The sequence below is a fragment of the Hymenobacter sp. HSC-4F20 genome (assembly GCF_019599275.1).
Classification (GTDB): Bacteria; Bacteroidota; Bacteroidia; order Cytophagales; family Hymenobacteraceae; genus Hymenobacter.
In genome coordinates, this window is record NZ_JAHZTD010000001.1 from 1,368,439 (window position 1) to 1,385,719 (window position 17,281).

The window sequence follows — 17,281 nt, forward strand, 5'->3', positions numbered from 1 at the left end:
GCCAGCCCTACCATACCTCCCGTCGGAAGTACCACAGGCACCAGCCCAGCAGCAGGCCGTAGCGAGCAGCCTGGGCCAGTGGGGCTCCCACCAGGCCGTAGTACGGCAGCAGCAGGGCCAGCAGCAAAGCCAGCACCGCCGCCGACGCGGCCTGCACGGCCACGTAGTGGCCTACCCGCGCCTGGGCCGTGAGCAGAAACAGCAGCACCCACGTCAGAAACTTCAGCCAGTCGCTGAGCAGTTGGGGAGCCAACAGAAAGGTAGCCCCCGCGAAACGGGCATCGAAGAGCAGCGGCAGCAGCCAGCCGCGTAGCAGCCACAGAAGGCCCAGGCCCAGGCCCAACCCGGGAGCCAGCACCGCCAGCACCGTGCGTACCAGCTGACGCCGGGCCGCGGGCTGGCTGCTTAGGGCCGCCAGCCGGGGGTAGTACACGCTACTCATCAGGGCCGAAAACACCATGGTGTAGTTGTCGGAGAGCTTGGCCACGGCTTGCCACAAATCCGTGGGAGCCAGCCCGAAGTGCCAGATCAGCACCCGGCGCAAACTAAAATCCACGGCTTTGCTGAACAGCAGCACGCTCAGGGCCATAAGCAGGAAGCGCCCCAGGCCACGCAGCGCCACCCGGCTAATGCGCCGCCCCAGCCCGGGCAACAGCCCAGCGCGCTGAGCTAGTACCGCTGCCGGTCCCAGGGTAGCGCCCTGGGCCAGCAGGTAGGTCAGCAATGCCGTTGACACGGAGGCCCCGGTGCGCAGCGCCACCCCCACGGCCGCCGGCCCCAGCAGGCTCAGCAGCACCGTCAGGCCCACGTAGGCCCGCAGCCGCCCGGCCGCCAGCAACACCGACACGATCAGAGCATGGCCCGTGAGCAGCGTCAGCCCCACCAGAAACAGTGCTATCCAGCCCAGGCCTAGCCCGAACACGGCCACCAACGGGCCGGGGGCCAGCAGCACGGCCCCGGCAGCCAGCACCAGCGCCCCTATATTCAGCAGCAAGCCAGCCCCCAGCCAGGCCCGGTACCGGCCCGAGCCGGGCCGCAACGGAGCCAGGTACTTCACTACTCCCACGTGTACCCCCTCGTTGGGTAGGGTGGTGAACAAGGCCATCAGGTTCTGGAAGTGCGCCAGTAGCGTCAGGCCGCCGGGGCCGCCGTATACGGCTAGCAGCTTGTTGAGCACCAGGGCCCCGGCCGTGCGCGCGCCGACTGCCACCCCGGAGCCGAGCGAGCCGCGCAGAAAGCGGCCCAGCACGGCGGCGCGGGGTTCGGGCCGGGAAGCAGCAGGGGAAGCAGGAGCAGACATGGCCCGCAAGTTACGCGGTGCAACGTCGGCTCCTGCCTCCCCGAAGGCCTGAGTTACGACTATTGCAAGCTTCCGGAAACCGGTTTACCCCGGCGTAGTACGGTAGAAGTAGCTACCCCTGCCGTAGTGAGCCCACACGGCCCTTTGCTCAGCACAGAAGGGCAACGCTGCCGCGCACCGCGCGAGCTATAGCTCGCCGAAAACACTGCACGTTGCGGGCAGAGGTGGCTCTTATGCCCGACGGCCTGCCCACCAGAACTTTCGGTAGTAGCTGGAAAATCGACGCTCCGCAGCCTCTGCCCTACCCCCTACCCCGGGCTAGCCTGCTGCGGGGTCGGCAGCGCCTTTGCAAAGGTGAGCTTCAGGCTGGGGATGCCTCCCAGGTGACGCTTGAATTGCAGCAGCGACTGGTTCAGCCCCGTCGGCAGCGTGGAAGTGCCCAGATCCAGCAGGCGCATACCGCTGGCCTGTCCGAAGGCGTGCAGGCCCGCATTGAGCATGACCACGGGGCTCAGGGAGTTGTAGGCCAGGGGGCTGGCGGGGTAGAAATTATACAGTACATCGTCGCTGACCTGCACAACAACCGTCAGGGCGGCCCACTCACCCTGGGCGTCGCGCACCGAGAACAGGAAATGCTGGCGCGGGAATTTCTGAAACAACTCTTGCAGCCGCTCCAGCGACATGGACAGGGTCTGGCCTTTTTCTTCGCGGCAGCGCCGCAGAAATTCGTACGCCAGGGGCAGCAGCAGCGGCGGTTCCTGCTCAAAGCGTAGTCCGTGCCGCTCGCACTTAAGGAGCCGCCGCCGCTCCGAGGGATGCAGGCGCCCGGAGTAGCTCTGGTGCAGGGGCAGGTGCATGTTCAGCTCGGCCAGTTCCACGGCGTATCCCAGGGCGGTCAGCACTTGGCTTAGCTGGGCGCTGGCGCGGGGCTGGTACACAAAGGCGTGCGGCCGCAGGGTCAGGTGGCGCACCCCGCGGCGGGCCAGCTGCTGCTCCACTACCTCCAGAAACGCCCGCAGCGCGGCAGCGGGCACGTGCTCAGCCGCCTGCACGGCCCCGAAAGGCGCCTGCCAGGGGCTGCGGGCCACTACGCCCGTGGCCGTTTCTTCCTCGAATACGGCTAGTTGAGCCACCGTTTGGCCCGCGGCCCGCTCTTCCAGCAAAAAGTGCAGCTGCTCGCCCGGGTTGCGCTGCAGCGCCAGGTGAGCCGGCGTCAGATAAAGCCAGGGCGTATACGCCAGGGGCAGCACCGGCTCCGGGGCCGACAACACGCGCACGGCGTACTGCTCGCCGGGTAGCGGGAGCGGCCATACAAGAGCAGAGGCAAGGGAAGAGGCAGGCAAGGGGTACGGGAAATCAGCGGGCGAAAGTACAAGGATTTTGACCGGCAACTTCGGTTTCCTACCGCTTGCCAGCTTTTCTTTGTCTGTTTCCCTACCTGCCTACGATGCGGCAAGCACAACAGATTGCCCGGCTGGCTGCGTACACGGATTACTGTATTAGCGTTCTTTCCCCTGATGATGCCAGCCCCCGACTCTACTCCCCTCCCCACTACCCCGCCTTCTGCCTCCCTTCTCGAGGACGAGGACGATCAGCTCCACTCCCGCGGGCTAGCCGACCACGACGCAACCCGCCAGGCCAAGGAACAGCTCGTGGGCCAGCGGCCGGGCACGCTCGTTGTGCGCGAGGACTCGTTGCCTCCGCGCTTGTTTATGACCTCCTACGACGACAACCACGTGGAGGAGCGCGAGTACCAGAGCTACGACCAGCTGCTGGCCTACTTCCGGCAGCGCTCCGACCTGCGCCACTGGATTGATGTGCGCGGCTACGATGACCTGCCCCTGATGCAGCGGCTGCAGGAGGATTTTCGCATCCACCCCCTGCAAATGGAGGACGTGCTGGGCGACTTTCAGCGGGCCAAGCTGGAAGAAACCGAGGATGGGCTGTTTTTGGTGTCGCGCATGACCGAGTTTACCCGTTTGCTCGACATCGACGACGACCAGCTTTCTATTTTCACGGGCCCCAACTACGTACTCACGTTTCAGGACGACTACGAAGACTGCCTCGATGCCGTGCGGCAGCGCCTGCGCTCCTCCCGCAGCTCCATCCGGCGGCGCTCCTCCCTGTACTTGGCCTACGCCCTTACGGACGTGGTGCTGGATCATTACTACCCCACCATGGCCGCCATTGGCGACTATCTGGAGGTGCTGGAGGAACGCATTTTTCAGGGCCGCTCCGACCGTCGTGTGCTTAACCGCATCCTGCACATCAAGAAAGACATCGTCCGCTTCCGCCGCCTGGTGTACCCGGAGCGCGACAAGATTGCCGAAATTCTGCGCCTGCCGGACGAGGAAGTACCTGAAGAAATCAAGGTGTTCTTCCGCGACTGTTACGACCATGCCATTCAGGCCCTGGACCTGGCCGAGAGCTACCGCGAAACCGTCAGCAGCCTTATCGACCTGTACATGTCGGACCAGAGCAACCGCGCCAACGAGGTGATGAAGGTGCTGACTATCATCAGCAGCATCTTTATTCCCCTGAGTTTTGTGGTGGGCCTCTACGGCATGAACTTCCAGCGCGAGGGCCCCGACGGCCGCATCAACTACCTGAACATGCCCGAGCTGTACAGCCCCTGGGGCTACCCCGTGCTGCTGCTGGTGCTGCTGCTCATCGTCATCGGTCAGCTCACCTACTTTTATCGCAAAGGCTGGCTTTCGAAAAGGTAACGTGGTGAACCGGTGAGGTAATGATTGGGCGAAGAAGTAGCGTCACGCCAGCCTCGACGCCAGCCTTGCTGCCCAACCTGCTACCCTGCTAAGGCAAGAAAGTCGCGGGGGGAGAGAGGCGGATGGCATCGTCGCTTCCCTCGCCCTACCACTTCGCCCAATCTCCACCTCACTTACTGCGCCAGCCGGATGTCGGTGCGGCGCAGCTCCTGGCTGGCTACCCGGAAGAGGTGGTAGAGGCCGGTGGCGGGGTCATAGGTAAGGCCGACGCGGGGGACGCTGCTGTCGAAGGGCTGACCGCCGACAAGGCGGGCCCGGGCATCGTAGAGGTAGGTTTTGCCCGGGCCGGTTTCGGTGAGGGCGTACACCTGCCGCCCCGGCCCAAAGCTGAAGAACTGCACGGAACGCGGCGCCGACGTAATGAAGCGCTGGCTGAGCACCTGCTGGCCGGCGGCAGTAAAGAGCGCCAGCTGGCCGCCATCCTCGCGCACTACCACGTAGCTGCGCTGCTGCTGATCGGGCACCAGCCGGAACTGAGAAGTGCGGCTCCAGGTAGCCACGCGGCGGCGGGCCACTACGTCGCCGCTGAGGGTGAAGCTCACCAGCTCCCCGCGCTGGCTCACCGCCGTCAGGCGGCTGCGGCTAAATGAGGAGCCGGCTTCTACCAACACCCCGCCTCCCAGGCGTGCCCCAATACTGATTGGAAAGCCAGGGTAGGTGCCCCCAGCCTGGTCGAAGGCGTATACGTAGCCATTTTCCAGCAGCACCACTATCACGTCGCGCCCAGCTACCACCAAGTATTGGGGCGGGCCGGCCAACCGGAACTCCAGCTGCTTGGGCTGCCAGCCGGGGTAGGTACGGCCTTGGGTGTCATAGAGAAACAGGTTGCCGCTGGCCCCGGCTACCAGCAGGCGCGGGGCAGCGGCCCCACCGGGCGGCGACACACTCAGGGAGGTAGCTCGCACGGTGTCGGGTAGGTTCAGGGGGAAGTTAGGCTGGCTTTGGCCTTGGCTGTTGTAGAGGAAGAGCTGGCTGGGAGTAGTGAGCAGGACGCCTGCGCCACCGGGCAAATGGTAGGGAGGCTCCACCAGGGGGCCAGGCAGGGAATCAGACCACGCCACGACGTTGTCGGGCGTGACGTAGTGCAGCACTTGGGCCGTGTCCTGCACCAGCACGCCGGGCAGCTTGGTGCCGGTTACGAACACCAGCTCGGGGGAAGAGCTAAGGGGCAGCTTGAAATCCAGGACGCTGCCCGTACCACCGGCGTTTTGGGGGCGGGCCACGGCGGGCCCCACCACCGGATGGCGCAGCACAAACTGCGTGAAGTACTGGGCACCGGCTTCCTGCTCATTGGCTGCTGGCACCCACTGCATGGCCACCTGGGGAAATCGTTTAAACAGGGTTTCGTTGCGCAGCAGCCCGGCCCGACGCTCTTCCTGCAAGCCCCGTAGCAGCAGATTCCAGCAGTTGCGAGTGTCCATCAGTACGCTCAGGCGGGCCAGGGGCTGCGTTTCCTGCAAAAAAGCTACCTGCGTGGGAGAACGGCTCCAGACTTCCCCGGCGGCCACATCCGTTAGCCACTGACGGAGGGTCGTGTCCTCGTCGCCGAAAGCAACGTAGTTGCCTACCTGCGCTACTACAGGGTGCTCGAAGCCGCCAAATAAGGATCCGAGCAGTTGGCGTGGCAACTCGGCCACGCCGGTTTGGTAAAGCTGGTAGGGGCCTACCCGCCCGAAGGCGGGCGTAGTGCCCACCGCGCGCCGGAGCTGCCCCAGCAAGTTGCCCACCCGGGCGGGGTTGGGAGTGTAGGCCACGGCCAGCTTGCCGGGCCGCGACCGGGCGGAGGCCGTAGCCAGGTAGCACAAGGCTACTTCCTGCCCCAGCTGTGCCGTTAGGCTATCCAGCAGGGGCTGCACGGTAGGGGCCAGCGAATCGGAAGCCGTATGCGGGGGCCTGGGGCCGCGCAGGGCCGCCGCGGGCCCCAGCCCCAGGTGCACGACCAGGGCAGTTCGCAGCGGCAGCACCTCGGCCATGCGCAGGCGCTGGGCAGGCTGGCCCACCAGACGGCGGTGCAAGGCGTCGCGGGCGGTTTCAGGGTTGGCAAACCCGTTGAATATCACCTTATTGCCCACCAGCTTCATCTGCGTCATTTCGTTGCGGGCCAGGCTGGCTACGGCGGCAATTTCTCCTCCCAGCTCCTGGCGAAAAAACACGCTCATGAGTTGGGGTAGGCGGCGCTGGTTGAGCAGCAGGGTGGCGTCTACATCGCGCAGGCGAAAGTAGTCGGTACTCTGAAACTCGGCGGCAACGGTAGGCGCATCCAGGTTTTCGATACGACGGACCACGGCCTCTACCAGCGCGGAGCTGGCGCTAAGCAGCAGATGATTGCGGTAGTTCAGCAGGGTTACCCCCTCCCCGCCCCCCTGCGGCCGTACTTCGGTCAGCAGCTGGCCCAGGTACTCGCGGGTGCTGACCTGAAAGCGGGCGTCGCGGCCGAGGCCTTCTACCAGGCTGCGCACCTGCCGGTACTCGCGCACGCTGCTGATGGGCACCTGAAACAGGATGTCGAAGCGCTCCGGGCCGGTTACATGCAGGGAAGTCAGTACCCGCTTGCGGCCCAGAAAACGCAACACCACGTTGCGCCCTCCGGTCAAGCTGTCGGCCAGGGTCAGGTTGTCCTCCATCTGCTGGAAGTAGCGCACGGCCATTACGTTGTCCCAGAGCTGGGTTTCTTTGAGGTGGCGCACCAGCGTGGGATGGTCGCGGGTGGCGGCCACCAACACGGCATCATCAGGCACGAGGGCCCAGGGGTCCACGGGTACCCGCGCCACAGTACGGCGGTAGTACACGTAGGAGCCCAGCGCCGTAAGCAGCAGCAGACCCGTTAAAAAAACCAGTACTCGTTGCGACATGCAGGAAACTCAGGGGCGGTGGGGCGGCAAAAATAGGGATTCGGCGGGCAGCAGCGGGCGGTGGCGGAGCGGAGCAGCGGTAAAAGGTTGCGGAGCTACCCTTTTCTGCAAGACCGGCAAAAGCAACCGGGCTATTTCCGCAGCTCTACTACTGGCACGGCCGGCGCGGTAAAGGCGCGCAGGCTGTCGGGCGTTGCCACGGAGTACGTTGCGTTCAGGCGCCCGTTGTAGTAGAACTGTAGCCGAGCCGGAAGTACCTGTCCGCACTCATCCCCGCCCCGAAACGTACTCTGGACAACGAGGGTCAGCGTGTCCGTATCCTGCCGGTTCAGGCGCACAAGCACATCGGTATAGGTTAGCCCGAGCCCGCTGCTGCCGGGCACCCTACTGCTGCCAGTGCCGGGCTGATGCCGGATAGGGCCAAACTGCGTCTGGCGGCCAGTTCGTTGCGCGGCCACCGCTTTCAGGGCCAGGCTCCCGCCCGGCAAAACCTCGTAGAAGCGCACCGAATCCGCCAGAAAGCCAGTACCCGGCGCGAACAGGTCCTGCCCAGTCCGGTCTTCTACCAGCCGCACAGCATACTGCAGGGCTGCTGGCTCCGGCAGGTTGCAGCCCTGTTCGCCACAACCAGCGCAGAGCAACATGCTCGCCAACGCCCCGTGCCTACGTATAGCTTTCTGCCCCATTGCGAACATGATAACTCGAAAAGCCCTCTACGAGAACTGCGCCCAATAGTAGCAGCGAGTTTCGGTATATCTACCGCCCTAATCTTCTATCTTCCGGCCTGAAACACTTTCTACTCTCCCCCTATGTCCGAAAAACAAGGCCATTTTCAGCGGGCCATTACGCTGTTTGATGCCGTCATGATTGTCACCGGCAGCATGATTGGCTCCGGTATTTTTATTGTCACGACGGGCATTGCCCGGCTGGTGGGCTCAGCGGGCTGGCTGCTGGTGGTGTGGCTGGTAACGGGCGTCATCACCCTGGCCGGGGCTGTGAGCTACGGCGAACTGTCTTCCATGTTCCCGAAGGTAGGGGGGCAGTACGTATACCTACGCGAAGCCTACAACAAGCTGGTGGCGTTTCTTTACGGCTGGACGCTGTTTCTGGTAATTCAGACCGGCGTTATTGCGGCCGTGGCCGTGGCCTTTGCCCGCTTCACCGGGGTGCTCCTCCCGTGGTTTTCGGAAAGCAATGTACTGGTGGCGGCGGGGTCTTTCAAGTTTACTACGGTGCAGCTGCTGGCCATTGCCCTGCTGGTGTTCCTCACGTTTATCAACTCGCGCGGGGTGCGCTCGGGCAAGCTCATTGCCAACGTGTTCGGGAGCACCAAGCTGGTGGCCCTGGCTTTGCTGATTCTGTGCGGCGTTACCTTCGGCATCAACAGTGAGGCGGTGAGCCAGAATTTCCAGAACCTGTGGCAGGCCATGAGCTTCAACGCCGCGGGCCAGGGTACGCCCCTCTCGGCCACGGCCCTGGTAACGGCCATTGGCCTAGCCATGACAGGCTCTTTGTTCAGCTCCGACTCTTGGAACAACATTGGCTTCTCCGGCGACGAAATCGTGAAGCCTGAGCGTACCATTGTACTGAGCATGGCCCTGGGTACGGCCATCGTTACGGCGCTTTACCTGCTCATCAACGTGGTGTACCTGCTGGTGCTTCCGCTCCACGGCAACCCGAACGCCACCGATGTGCTGGGCCGCGGCATTATGTATGCCACCAATGAGCGGGTAGGCACGGCCGCCGCCGAGAGCATTCTGGGCGCACCCGGCGCTTACGTTATGGCCGTGCTCATCATGATTAGCACCTTCAGCGCCGATAACAGCATCCTGATGTCGGGGGCGCGGGCGTATTACGCCATGGCCCGGGACGGGGTATTTTTTTCGGGATTGGGGCGCCTCAACAAAGCCGGCGTGCCCAGCGTGGCGCTGTGGGCGCAGTGCGCCTGGGCCTGCGGCTTGTGCCTCTCGGGCTCCTACGGCGAGTTGCTGAACTACGTCATGTTCTCCGTTATCCTGTTCTACGTCATTACTATTATTGGAATTTTTGTACTGCGCCGCACCCGCCCCGAGGTGCCTCGTCCTTACCGGGCTTTCGGCTACCCGCTGGTGCCGCTGCTGTACGTGGTACTGGCCTCGGCCTTCTGCTTTATCCTGCTCACGGACCCCGAGAACTCCAAGTTCGCGCAGCGGGGGCTGCTGCTGGTAGCCCTGGGGGTGCCGGTGTACTTCCTCTTTCGTAAGCGCTTCGCCCCTAGTTCCGCTGATGAGTAGGTAGCCAGCCCCTTCCTACAAAAAAGCCGCGCCGGATCCTCCGGCGCGGCTTTTTTGTGGGGAGTAGCCCGCTTGTTCTCTAGCGGCGGCGGCGGCGCGGCGCGTCCTCGCGCGGCACCAGGGTCACGTTGTGCGTCTGGCCGTTGCGGGAGTGCAGTTCTTGGTCTTCGTAGCCACCGTAGCCATACACCAGCGTGTTGTCGCCGGCCGGCACTTCCAGGGTATAGTTGCCATTGGCATCGGTGCCGGTAGCCTTGTGTGAACCTTTCAGCAGCACAGTAGCCCCGGCGAGCGGCTGGCCCTCCTCGTCAAGGATGCGGCCCGACACGGTGACGGTAGCGGGAGCAGCTTCCGTAGCAGCCGGGGCGGCCGCTGGCACAGGCTCAATTGCCACGGGTTCAGCCGCTAGAGTTACGTCGGAAGCAGCTGTAGCAACTGCTTCCGGGCTAGCTGCCTCGGCCTTATCCTCGGTTTTGCTACCCGCCGCAGGAGTTTCCGCTTCGGGTTCAGCTTCGGCAGTAGCCTCAGCTACTTTGGTTTCTTCAGGTAGACGGTGCCCCGTTACATTGGCTTCACCCAACTGCATACTAGGTGGCATAGCGCTAACGATGCGGCGAGTAGCCTGGGCCGGCAGCAGCACGTAGCCTAGCACCACAACGGCTACCAGTATTCCTACGATAACCGCCAGGCGGCCATTGCCCGAGGAAAGCTCCTCGTCCTCCGGAAGCAGTTCTGGTGTTACTTCTTCGGGCTCAGTACGGGTAGTTGTTTTGGCATTCATACAATAACTAAGAGTGAGAGTTGAGCAGGAATCTTGCGAGTTGCCTGGGCCCGGAATAATGGCTGCTTACTTAGCCAGCCTACTCATCCCAGTGAACCCTAAAGATAGAGGCAGGAAAGCCTGGCAACCTAATTTTCCTGTTGGCATAGTATCCACTATTTAGCTGAGTTTATTTTCGCTCCAGGGCCTGCTAGTTGCCATATTGGCAATAAAAACGCCGGCCCGTACCAATTTTAGGAACGAGCCGGCGGTAAGCCTTGTGGCAGTCAACCCTGCTGCCAGTACTTAGTCCTCTACGGGCTTAGAGGGCCCGCTGGTACCAGATTCGCCAAACTTCTGGTCCTGGGTGCGCAGCTGGTAATCCAGTTCATAGCTACCCTCCGACTCGAAGCCGGGGCCTGCGGCGTGCTCTCCGGCGTCGTTGTGTTCATTGCCTCCTTGGGGCACGCCCTCGGCCCCGCCAATGTGCAGGTTTTCGAGCTGGTCCTTCTGGTCGGAGCGTTGGGTATAGCCGCCGGCCCCCTGGTTACGATAGGCCGTAGGGTCGTTGGCTTCCTTGCCGTTGCTCATCATTTTTTTCCATTCCTTCTCCTTCTCCTGCTGCTCGCTGTACGGAGCGGCATGGGCGGTATCTTCGGAGAGGTTCTGGTTTTCATTATCGTTATCAACCTCGTTCTGGGGCGTTATCATCAGTGCAGTAGTTTAAGTGAAGATGGGTATGCTCTCTGTACGGATGCGACTAGCGCGGGTTAGGTTCAGGCGCGCGGCCGGCCGGCGCCACAACCAGTTTCGGGCCGCTGGCGTAGCTTTGCGCACCCTTGCTCTTGCGCTTGTTGCCCCGCTTCCCTGCTTACGCCTGGATAGCATCGGTAGCGAGCCGACTTGCTCCCGATGCTATCCAGGCGTGCCCACGAGCCGCCGTGAAGTGCTTGCCGACAGCGCACACTGCTTTTTTCTTTCTTCTATTCTATGGATTTCTCCAAACTCTACCGCCCCAGCGCCCTCAACAGCTTTCAGTACATTGCCGTGGTGGGCGCCATCATGAGCGGGGCTGCGCAGCTTATTATCCGCTGGTTAGGCCACACCCAGCCCGAGGGGTATAACTGGCTATACCTCTGCTGGCTGGGCTTGTACGTAGCTGGCTCCTTGCTCAATCTTTTCGGCAAGCCCCACGATCCGCACCATCATCATCACCACTAGGCATCCCCAGCCGCCTGGTTGGGGAGCAGCAACCGGCCTTACTGCACGCAACCGCCTTATTTACTGCGGTAGGTTGTGCTGCTTAGGCAGTGGCACTACTCCGCCGTCTGATAAAGCCGGTGGCAATTTTGTACGCTTCATTTTCTGTCCTGCCGTGTCGGGCACCACAATGCGCATCGTATGTGGTTGGGTGCGGAAGCTACCGGTTACCTTCCCCTCTCCTGCTCGAAGCGGCTTCGCCTGGAACAATCTGCTCGGAGGTTCCCCCGCCCCCGGGCGGCCGCTGGCATAGGGTACGGGCCTGGTTTGGGCAGCAGCGGCCAGAAAGGCACTGCACAGGATAGCTGGAAGTAAGGCGTTCATATAGTCAGGTAGTTAAGCAGTACCAAAATCAGATATCTATCCTAAACGAAAGGTTGCTTTATCACCCGGCAGCCTTCCTCTCCCGGCTGCGCGAAAGCTGCTACTTCACAAACGCTAGCAGCGCCGTTAGAAACTGCGGGGTTGCCTCCAGGTGCGGAATGTGGCCAATGCCTTTCAGGGCTACCAGCTTGGAGCCTTTCATGTGGGCGGCGGTGCGCTGGCCCAACTCAGGATACTGGCCCAGTTGGGCAACCACGGCCGGGTCTTTGATCAATCCTTTTCCTACCACAGTGCGGTCGTCCTGGCCAATGATAAGCAGGGTAGGCACCTGCACGCGGCCAAACTCGTAGCTCACGGGCTGCTGATAGATCATGTCGAAAGTCAGGGCATTGGCGCGGGCCACTTTCGGGAAATCAGGGTGGCGGGTTTGGGCCACCACCGGCAGCAGCCATTCATCGTGCGCCTGGGGGTAGCCATGAGGGTAGTAGGTGGCGTGGTACTTACGAATGCTTTCCTCAGTGCTTTTGCGCTCGGTAGCTTCGGCCTGCGCAATGGGTTGGAAGGGCACACCTAGACGATAATCTTCCAGTCCAATGGGGTTTTCCAGCACCAGCCGCTCCGTAACCTGCGGGTACATCAGGGCAAAGCGGGTAGCCAGCATCCCGCCCATACTGTGGCCCACTACTACTGCCTTCCGCACTCCCAGCGTATCAAGCAGGCGGCGGGTGTTCAGGGCTAGCTGGTGAAAAGAGTAGTGGATATCGGGCTTGTCCGACTTGCCGAACCCTACCTGATCGGGCACTACCACCCGGAAGCCGGCACCGCTTAGAGCCTTGATAGTTTCCCGCCAGTAGGCCCCGAAAAAGTTTTTGCCGTGGAGCAGCACCACCGTGCGGCCGTTGGGCTGGCCTGTAGCAGCCACATCCATGTAGGCCATGCGCACACGCTGGCCCTCCAGAGTCAGGGGCAGGTAGCGCACCCGGTACGGGTACTCGTAGCCATCAAGGGTAGCATTCAGGCTGGTGGGGGGAGTAGGCTGGGCCATAGTGGCCGTGGCGGCAAGCACGAGCAGAAAGCAGGCAACAAAACGAAGCATGAGTTAGAAAAGGATGGTATTCTTCCTCCAACCAACTTCCCCTGCCTTGGGTTACGGCCGGCCCTGCCTTCTCCCCCGGAAGCAGCCTTCCCCGCGCTCCAGGATAGTGCCGCCCTACCCAAGGAAGCTGCCTTAGTACCCTGGGCCCGGTTGTCGGTGAAGGCGGGGCCTAACTGCACATCCAGACCCCGCCGGACCTGCGCAACTCCCAGGCCAGTGCGAGCAGCCCACTGCAGAAAGAAGGGCCGTTCTTTCTCTAGCAGTCCGCCGGGCCTATGCAGCACGGCCGCAGCCCGAGTGGCCAACCGCCTGGCGCTGCGCAGGTATCCTCGTTGCTCCCAATGAAATTGCGCACGTCTTCCAACCGGCACACCACGAGGCCGTCGGGCAGGCCGTACTCCGGGATTCGGAATAGCTGAGCCCCTACCCCACCTAAAAAACGCGACGGGTCATGGTGGCTGGTGCGCCCTCCCAGCAGCCGCTTTTCCTGGCGGGCCCGCTCAAATACCACCAAATACCTACTGAAACAGCTGAGGTCTATTCACTTACACGCCCCCTCCACACACCCTCCTCCCGGCTACCTGGGTATTGCTTTACCTGAGCAAGAGTACATGCCGTAGGTTGCTTACTCAGAAAAAGAAAACCACTCCCGGCCCACAGGTAGCCGAAGCTTAACAGTAGGTAGGAGTGGCAAAACCAGACAATCCGCAAGCTCGACGCTAGGGAGTTGGCTCAAGTTTTTTAAGTACCTCGCGGGCCTGAGCCACGTGGTCGGTGGCCCGGCTCATGGAGTTGAAAATATATTGGATAACGCCCTGCTTGTCAATCACGAACGTTACGCGCCCGGGCAGCAGCCCCAGCAAGGCGCGGGGCACTTCGTAGAGCTTGCGCACCTGCCCGCCCACATCCGCGAGCAAGGGGAAAGGCAGGCGGTGCTTCTGCGAGAATTTCTGGTGGGAGGTTTCCGTATCGGAGCTAACGCCCACTACCTCGGCGCCCAGGTCCTGAAAATCCTGGTACTGGTCGCGGAAGGAGCACGCCTCGGCCGTGCAGCCGGGCGTGTCGTCTTTGGGGTAGAAGTACAGCACTACGCTGCGCTGGCCGCGCTGGTCACGAAGGCGAAACGTTTCGCCGGTGGTAGTACGAAGGGTAAAGTCGGGGGCAAGGTCGCCGAGTTGCAGCATAAGAAAGAAACGTAAGCACGAAGACACAAAGGTAGTGCCCAACCCGCAGGAAGTAGCCGGTAGGGGTGGGCGCGGGGGCAGAGAACGTCTGGCTATAGTAGCCGGCTTTACTGCGCCACTGGCCGCTGCAGCGTGTCCACTTTGGCTTCCACTACACTGCTGGCCTCGTAGGCTACACGCTTTACCTGCTGGAGGCGCAAGGTGCGTCCATCCCAGGTGCGCTGCCGCAGTAGCACGTTGGGGTACTGCTTGCTAAACCAATACACGTTTTGCCGCTGGTTACTGAGCGTGACGAGGACGCGCCAGGCCGGCTCCGGGGTGTCCGCCGCCAGCGCGTCCTCGGTGCGCACTTGCGCCTGATAGAGCACCGGCGGGCGGGCCGGGGTTGCCTGCTGCCTCTCGTAGATACTGGTTGAAAAGCTCGGCAGCTGCTCAAAGCGCAGGCTACGGAGCGTGTATGGGAGGGCATCTTCAAATAAGGCCATGCGCTGCAGCTGGCGCTGCCCGCTCCCCTGCCCGTCCCGGTACGAATCGTAGGTTTGCACGTACTGCATACCGTCGTCGGTTATCGTCTTGAAGGTGGCTCCCTGCCATTCCTGCACCGACGCCGTGAGCTTGTGCAGCTGCACGGGCTGGTCGCGGCGGAAAAACAGAGACGTCAGGAAATGAGCCGGGTAGGTAGCAGTGGGAATGGAGTAGAGCTGCGTGACTTGCATGACCGGAAAAAGGTCCTTTCGCTTAAGGCTGTCGGTGCGGACGTTGTACTGCTGGTTAAATTCTTCCTTGCTCGTGATAAGCGTGCATTCAAACTGCTGCACTTCGTCACCCAGCACCTGTTCAGCCTGGTAGGTTGCCACTTCGGCCTTCCCATCTTCCCATAACTGGTCCATGGCCCACTGCTGACGAAGGGGGCCCCCGCGCCGCGCCAACGGATTACTGGTAGCCCCTGCTGGCAGCGGCGCAGATACGGTGGGCGGCGTTGTCCCAGGGTCGGAGGAGCAGGAAAGTAGACTGGCGCTCAGGAGGGCGCCAACTACCAGGGCATCTGTACGCATGCTGGCAAAAGCTGGAGGTGGCTACTGTACGCGCAAACCCAGCTGAAATGTTTTGCCAGCGGCAGCTTCCCAGTCGCGCAGGTCGGCGCCGGTGTCAATGTCGCTCAAGGCAGGCAGCAGGTGCAGGCGCAAGCCCAGCTGCTGCGCATCGGCTACGGTAGCCTCCAGCACGGTGGCCGTACTCCAGGCCTTGTTCTGAAATAAGCTCGGCCGTAGCTGCTTCATTCCCAGCAGATAGTAGCCTCCATCGGTGGCCGGCCCTAACACCACGTCATGGGTACTCAGGGCCTCGAAAGCGGCCTGCAGGTGAGCGGTAGTCAGGCCGGGGCAATCCGTCCCGATAATGACTACCGCCCCGGCCGCCCGGGCGAAATCATGCGCAAAAGCGGCCTGCATTTTTTCGCCCAGGTCGCCTTCTGGCTGGGGCAGCTGCTCGTAGTCCGCCCACTCATCAGCCGCCTCAGGAGCCAGCGCAGCACCCGTTAGCCAGACGGTTTTGTGCACGAGTAGCGGCGCAATCATTTCGCGGGTGTGAGCCAGCAGTTGCTGGTACACGGCCAGGGCCGCGGCCGGGCCAATGTCGGCCGCCAAGCGCGTTTTCACCTGCCCCAGCCGGGGCCGGCGAGCGAAGATAATGAGGTGTGGATACGACGCGGACACGGGAACCGGGGTGCTCATACGAAAACGCAACGGGGGCAAAAGCTGTTAAACCAAACGATACGCTGGAGGCGCACTCTCGGCATGCCGGTGCCCGGCAAGTTGGTTTGGCAGCTAGAAAACAGCCTCGCCCTGCACCGGAACCGCCCGCCGTTACGTGGTGGCGCCGCCGCAGCTGGAGCCTGCCCCGGCCGTGCAGCCATAGCAGTGCTGGTTGACCACAATGGCACGCTCCAGCAGCCGGGTAGCATTGAAGTCGCGGATATGCTGGGGGGCGCCGGGGGCCACCAGCAGGTCCAGCTGTTGGTTGAAGTCGCAGTCGTAGAGCTGACCGTCCCACCCAATGCTGAGGGTAGAGCGGCACATTACATTAGCGGCTGCGGCCGGGTTGTACGCCGCTATTAGCTTTTGCATGTAGCTTTCGTAGTTGCCGCTTTCCAGCAAGTACTCCAGAAACCGGCTCACCGGCAGGTTGGTAATGGTGAGCAGGTTGTTGAACTCAATGCCGTGCTCCCGCCCCAGCCGTTGCTTAAACTCCCGCTCCAGTCCTACCTGGCTACCCGGCATAAAGGCTCCCGAAGGATTATACACCAAATCCAGCGTCAGCCCCGAGCCCTCTACCCCATACCCAACTGCATTCAGCATTTTCAGGGCCCGGATGGAGCGCCCGAACACCCCGTCGCCGCGCTGGGCGTCGGTGCGGCCCGCTGAAAAGTGGGGCAACGACGACACTACCCGCACCCGGTGCCGAGCGAAGAACTCCGGCAACTCGTGGTACTTAGGGTTGGCCACAATGATGGTTAGGTTGCAGCGCACAATGGTTTCGCGGCCCAGCGCCGAAATCTGCTCTACCAGCCACCGAAAGTCCGGGTTCATTTCAGGAGCGCCACCCGTCAGGTCTACCACTGGAATGTCGGTCAGGGCCAGCGCGTCCAGGCAAAGCTGCATGGTTTCGCGGGTCATGATTTCGGTGCGGTCGGGTCCGGCATCCACGTGGCAATGCTTGCAAGTTTGGTTGCACATTTTGCCCACGTTAATCTGCATCACCCCCAACCCGGTGGGGCGCAGGGGCAGCAGGCCGCTTTCCCGCAGCTTGTGGGCGAAGGCTGGGAGGTGCGCCCCTTCTGCCTCAGCTTGGGTTAAAACGGTAAGCTGGTAGGCCGTGTTGGCCAGCGGCGCGTGCCGGGCCAGAAGTGACTTGGTCATACCGGAGGAAGAGTAAGCAGGAAATAACAGCGACCCAGAGGCCCGGCGAGGTAACAAGAAAAGGCTGCGTTGGATTCGGGGCCACTGCAATTTACCGCCTACCGCCGTGGGGTTCCCTCCCCCTTTACATCGAAAGCTCCTTGGCTTTATTCATCATCTGCACCCCATGTACCAATGCGGCACCGCCCTTGATGGCCGCCGCTACGTGCACGGCTTCCATCATCTGGGCCTCGTCGGCCCCTTTTTGCAGCGAATCGCTGGTATAGGCATCAATACAATACGGACACTGCACGGCGTGAGCTACGGCCAAGGCAATCAAGGATTTTTCGCGTTCCGTGAGGGCGCCATCCTTGAATACTTCGGCATAGTAGGCAAAGAACTTGTTGCCCATTTCGGGCTGCCACTCCGTGATGTTGCCAAATTTAGCCAGGTCGGCGGGGTTGTAGTACGTGCTCATAAAAGAAAAGCCAAGGGGTAGTTAAAAAGAAATAGTGGAAAAGTGGATGGGGCTGAGTGCCGGCGAAACAC

The 17,281-nt window shown here is 62.1% G+C and carries 15 protein-coding genes; 3 read left to right on the forward strand and 12 right to left on the reverse strand.

All coding sequences use genetic code 11. From position 1 onward, the window contains the following. Positions 1-7: 7 nt before the first annotated feature. Positions 8-1,300 carry a hypothetical protein gene (locus K3G63_RS06005; RefSeq protein WP_220613158.1) on the reverse strand — a complete coding sequence of 431 codons (1,293 nt, stop codon included), beginning with the start codon at positions 1,298-1,300 and terminating at the stop codon, positions 8-10. 308 nt (positions 1,301-1,608) lie between these two features. Beyond that, positions 1,609-2,643: a hypothetical protein gene (locus K3G63_RS06010; protein WP_220613159.1), complete on the reverse strand. Its 1,035-nt coding sequence runs from the start codon at positions 2,641-2,643 to the stop codon at positions 1,609-1,611. A gap of 174 nt (positions 2,644-2,817) precedes the next feature. On the opposite strand from K3G63_RS06010, the gene corA reads away from it, so the two are divergent. Continuing rightward, positions 2,818-4,026, forward strand: a complete 1,209-nt coding sequence (corA, locus tag K3G63_RS06015) for a magnesium/cobalt transporter CorA (RefSeq protein ID WP_220613160.1) — start codon at positions 2,818-2,820, stop codon at positions 4,024-4,026. A gap of 173 nt (positions 4,027-4,199) precedes the next feature. Here the strand turns inward: corA and K3G63_RS06020 are convergent, their stop codons facing one another. Both K3G63_RS06020 and K3G63_RS06025 read right to left on the reverse strand, forming a co-directional pair. Beyond that, complete coding sequence (locus K3G63_RS06020; protein WP_220613161.1) at positions 4,200-6,938, reverse strand: hypothetical protein; 2,739 nt, start codon at positions 6,936-6,938, stop codon at positions 4,200-4,202. Positions 6,939-7,069: 131 nt separating this feature from the next. After that, positions 7,070-7,582, reverse strand: coding sequence for a hypothetical protein (locus tag K3G63_RS06025; protein WP_220613162.1), 513 nt, complete (start codon positions 7,580-7,582; stop codon positions 7,070-7,072). A 165-nt stretch (positions 7,583-7,747) separates the two neighbouring features. On the opposite strand from K3G63_RS06025, the gene K3G63_RS06030 reads away from it, so the two are divergent. Continuing rightward, on the forward strand, positions 7,748-9,211 hold the full coding sequence (locus K3G63_RS06030) for an APC family permease (protein WP_220613163.1): 1,464 nt from the start codon (positions 7,748-7,750) through the stop codon (positions 9,209-9,211). A gap of 79 nt (positions 9,212-9,290) precedes the next feature. Here K3G63_RS06030 and K3G63_RS06035 read toward each other — a convergent pair whose 3' ends face one another. After that, positions 9,291-9,992 carry a carboxypeptidase-like regulatory domain-containing protein gene (locus K3G63_RS06035; protein ID WP_220613164.1) on the reverse strand — a complete coding sequence of 234 codons (702 nt, stop codon included), beginning with the start codon at positions 9,990-9,992 and terminating at the stop codon, positions 9,291-9,293. A 285-nt stretch (positions 9,993-10,277) separates the two neighbouring features. Then, on the reverse strand, positions 10,278-10,682 hold the full coding sequence (locus K3G63_RS06040; protein WP_220613165.1) for a hypothetical protein: 405 nt from the start codon (positions 10,680-10,682) through the stop codon (positions 10,278-10,280). A gap of 279 nt (positions 10,683-10,961) precedes the next feature. On the opposite strand from K3G63_RS06040, the gene K3G63_RS06045 reads away from it, so the two are divergent. Next, positions 10,962-11,192: a hypothetical protein gene (locus tag K3G63_RS06045; RefSeq protein WP_220613166.1), complete on the forward strand. Its 231-nt coding sequence runs from the start codon at positions 10,962-10,964 to the stop codon at positions 11,190-11,192. 463 nt (positions 11,193-11,655) lie between these two features. Here the strand turns inward: K3G63_RS06045 and K3G63_RS06050 are convergent, their stop codons facing one another. The 6 genes from K3G63_RS06050 to K3G63_RS06075 all read right to left on the reverse strand — a co-directional run bounded on the left by K3G63_RS06050 (position 11,656) and on the right by K3G63_RS06075 (position 17,210). Next, the gene (locus K3G63_RS06050) at positions 11,656-12,651 is read right to left on the reverse strand and encodes an alpha/beta fold hydrolase (RefSeq protein ID WP_220613167.1); all 996 of its coding nucleotides are present in this window, start codon (positions 12,649-12,651) and stop codon (positions 11,656-11,658) included. A 719-nt stretch (positions 12,652-13,370) separates the two neighbouring features. Then, positions 13,371-13,835: a peroxiredoxin gene (locus K3G63_RS06055; protein WP_220613168.1), complete on the reverse strand. Its 465-nt coding sequence runs from the start codon at positions 13,833-13,835 to the stop codon at positions 13,371-13,373. A gap of 107 nt (positions 13,836-13,942) precedes the next feature. Further along, positions 13,943-14,890, reverse strand: coding sequence for a hypothetical protein (locus K3G63_RS06060; RefSeq protein ID WP_220613169.1), 948 nt, complete (start codon positions 14,888-14,890; stop codon positions 13,943-13,945). 21 nt (positions 14,891-14,911) lie between these two features. Continuing rightward, entirely contained in the window at positions 14,912-15,568 is a 657-nt protein-coding gene (locus K3G63_RS06065; protein WP_220613170.1) for a TIGR04282 family arsenosugar biosynthesis glycosyltransferase, read from the reverse strand. A gap of 132 nt (positions 15,569-15,700) precedes the next feature. Then, complete coding sequence (arsS, locus tag K3G63_RS06070; protein WP_220613171.1) at positions 15,701-16,753, reverse strand: arsenosugar biosynthesis radical SAM (seleno)protein ArsS; 1,053 nt, start codon at positions 16,751-16,753, stop codon at positions 15,701-15,703. A 124-nt stretch (positions 16,754-16,877) separates the two neighbouring features. Continuing rightward, complete coding sequence (locus K3G63_RS06075) at positions 16,878-17,210, reverse strand: arsenosugar biosynthesis-associated peroxidase-like protein (RefSeq protein ID WP_188557586.1); 333 nt, start codon at positions 17,208-17,210, stop codon at positions 16,878-16,880. Between the last annotated feature and the right edge of the window lie 71 nt (positions 17,211-17,281).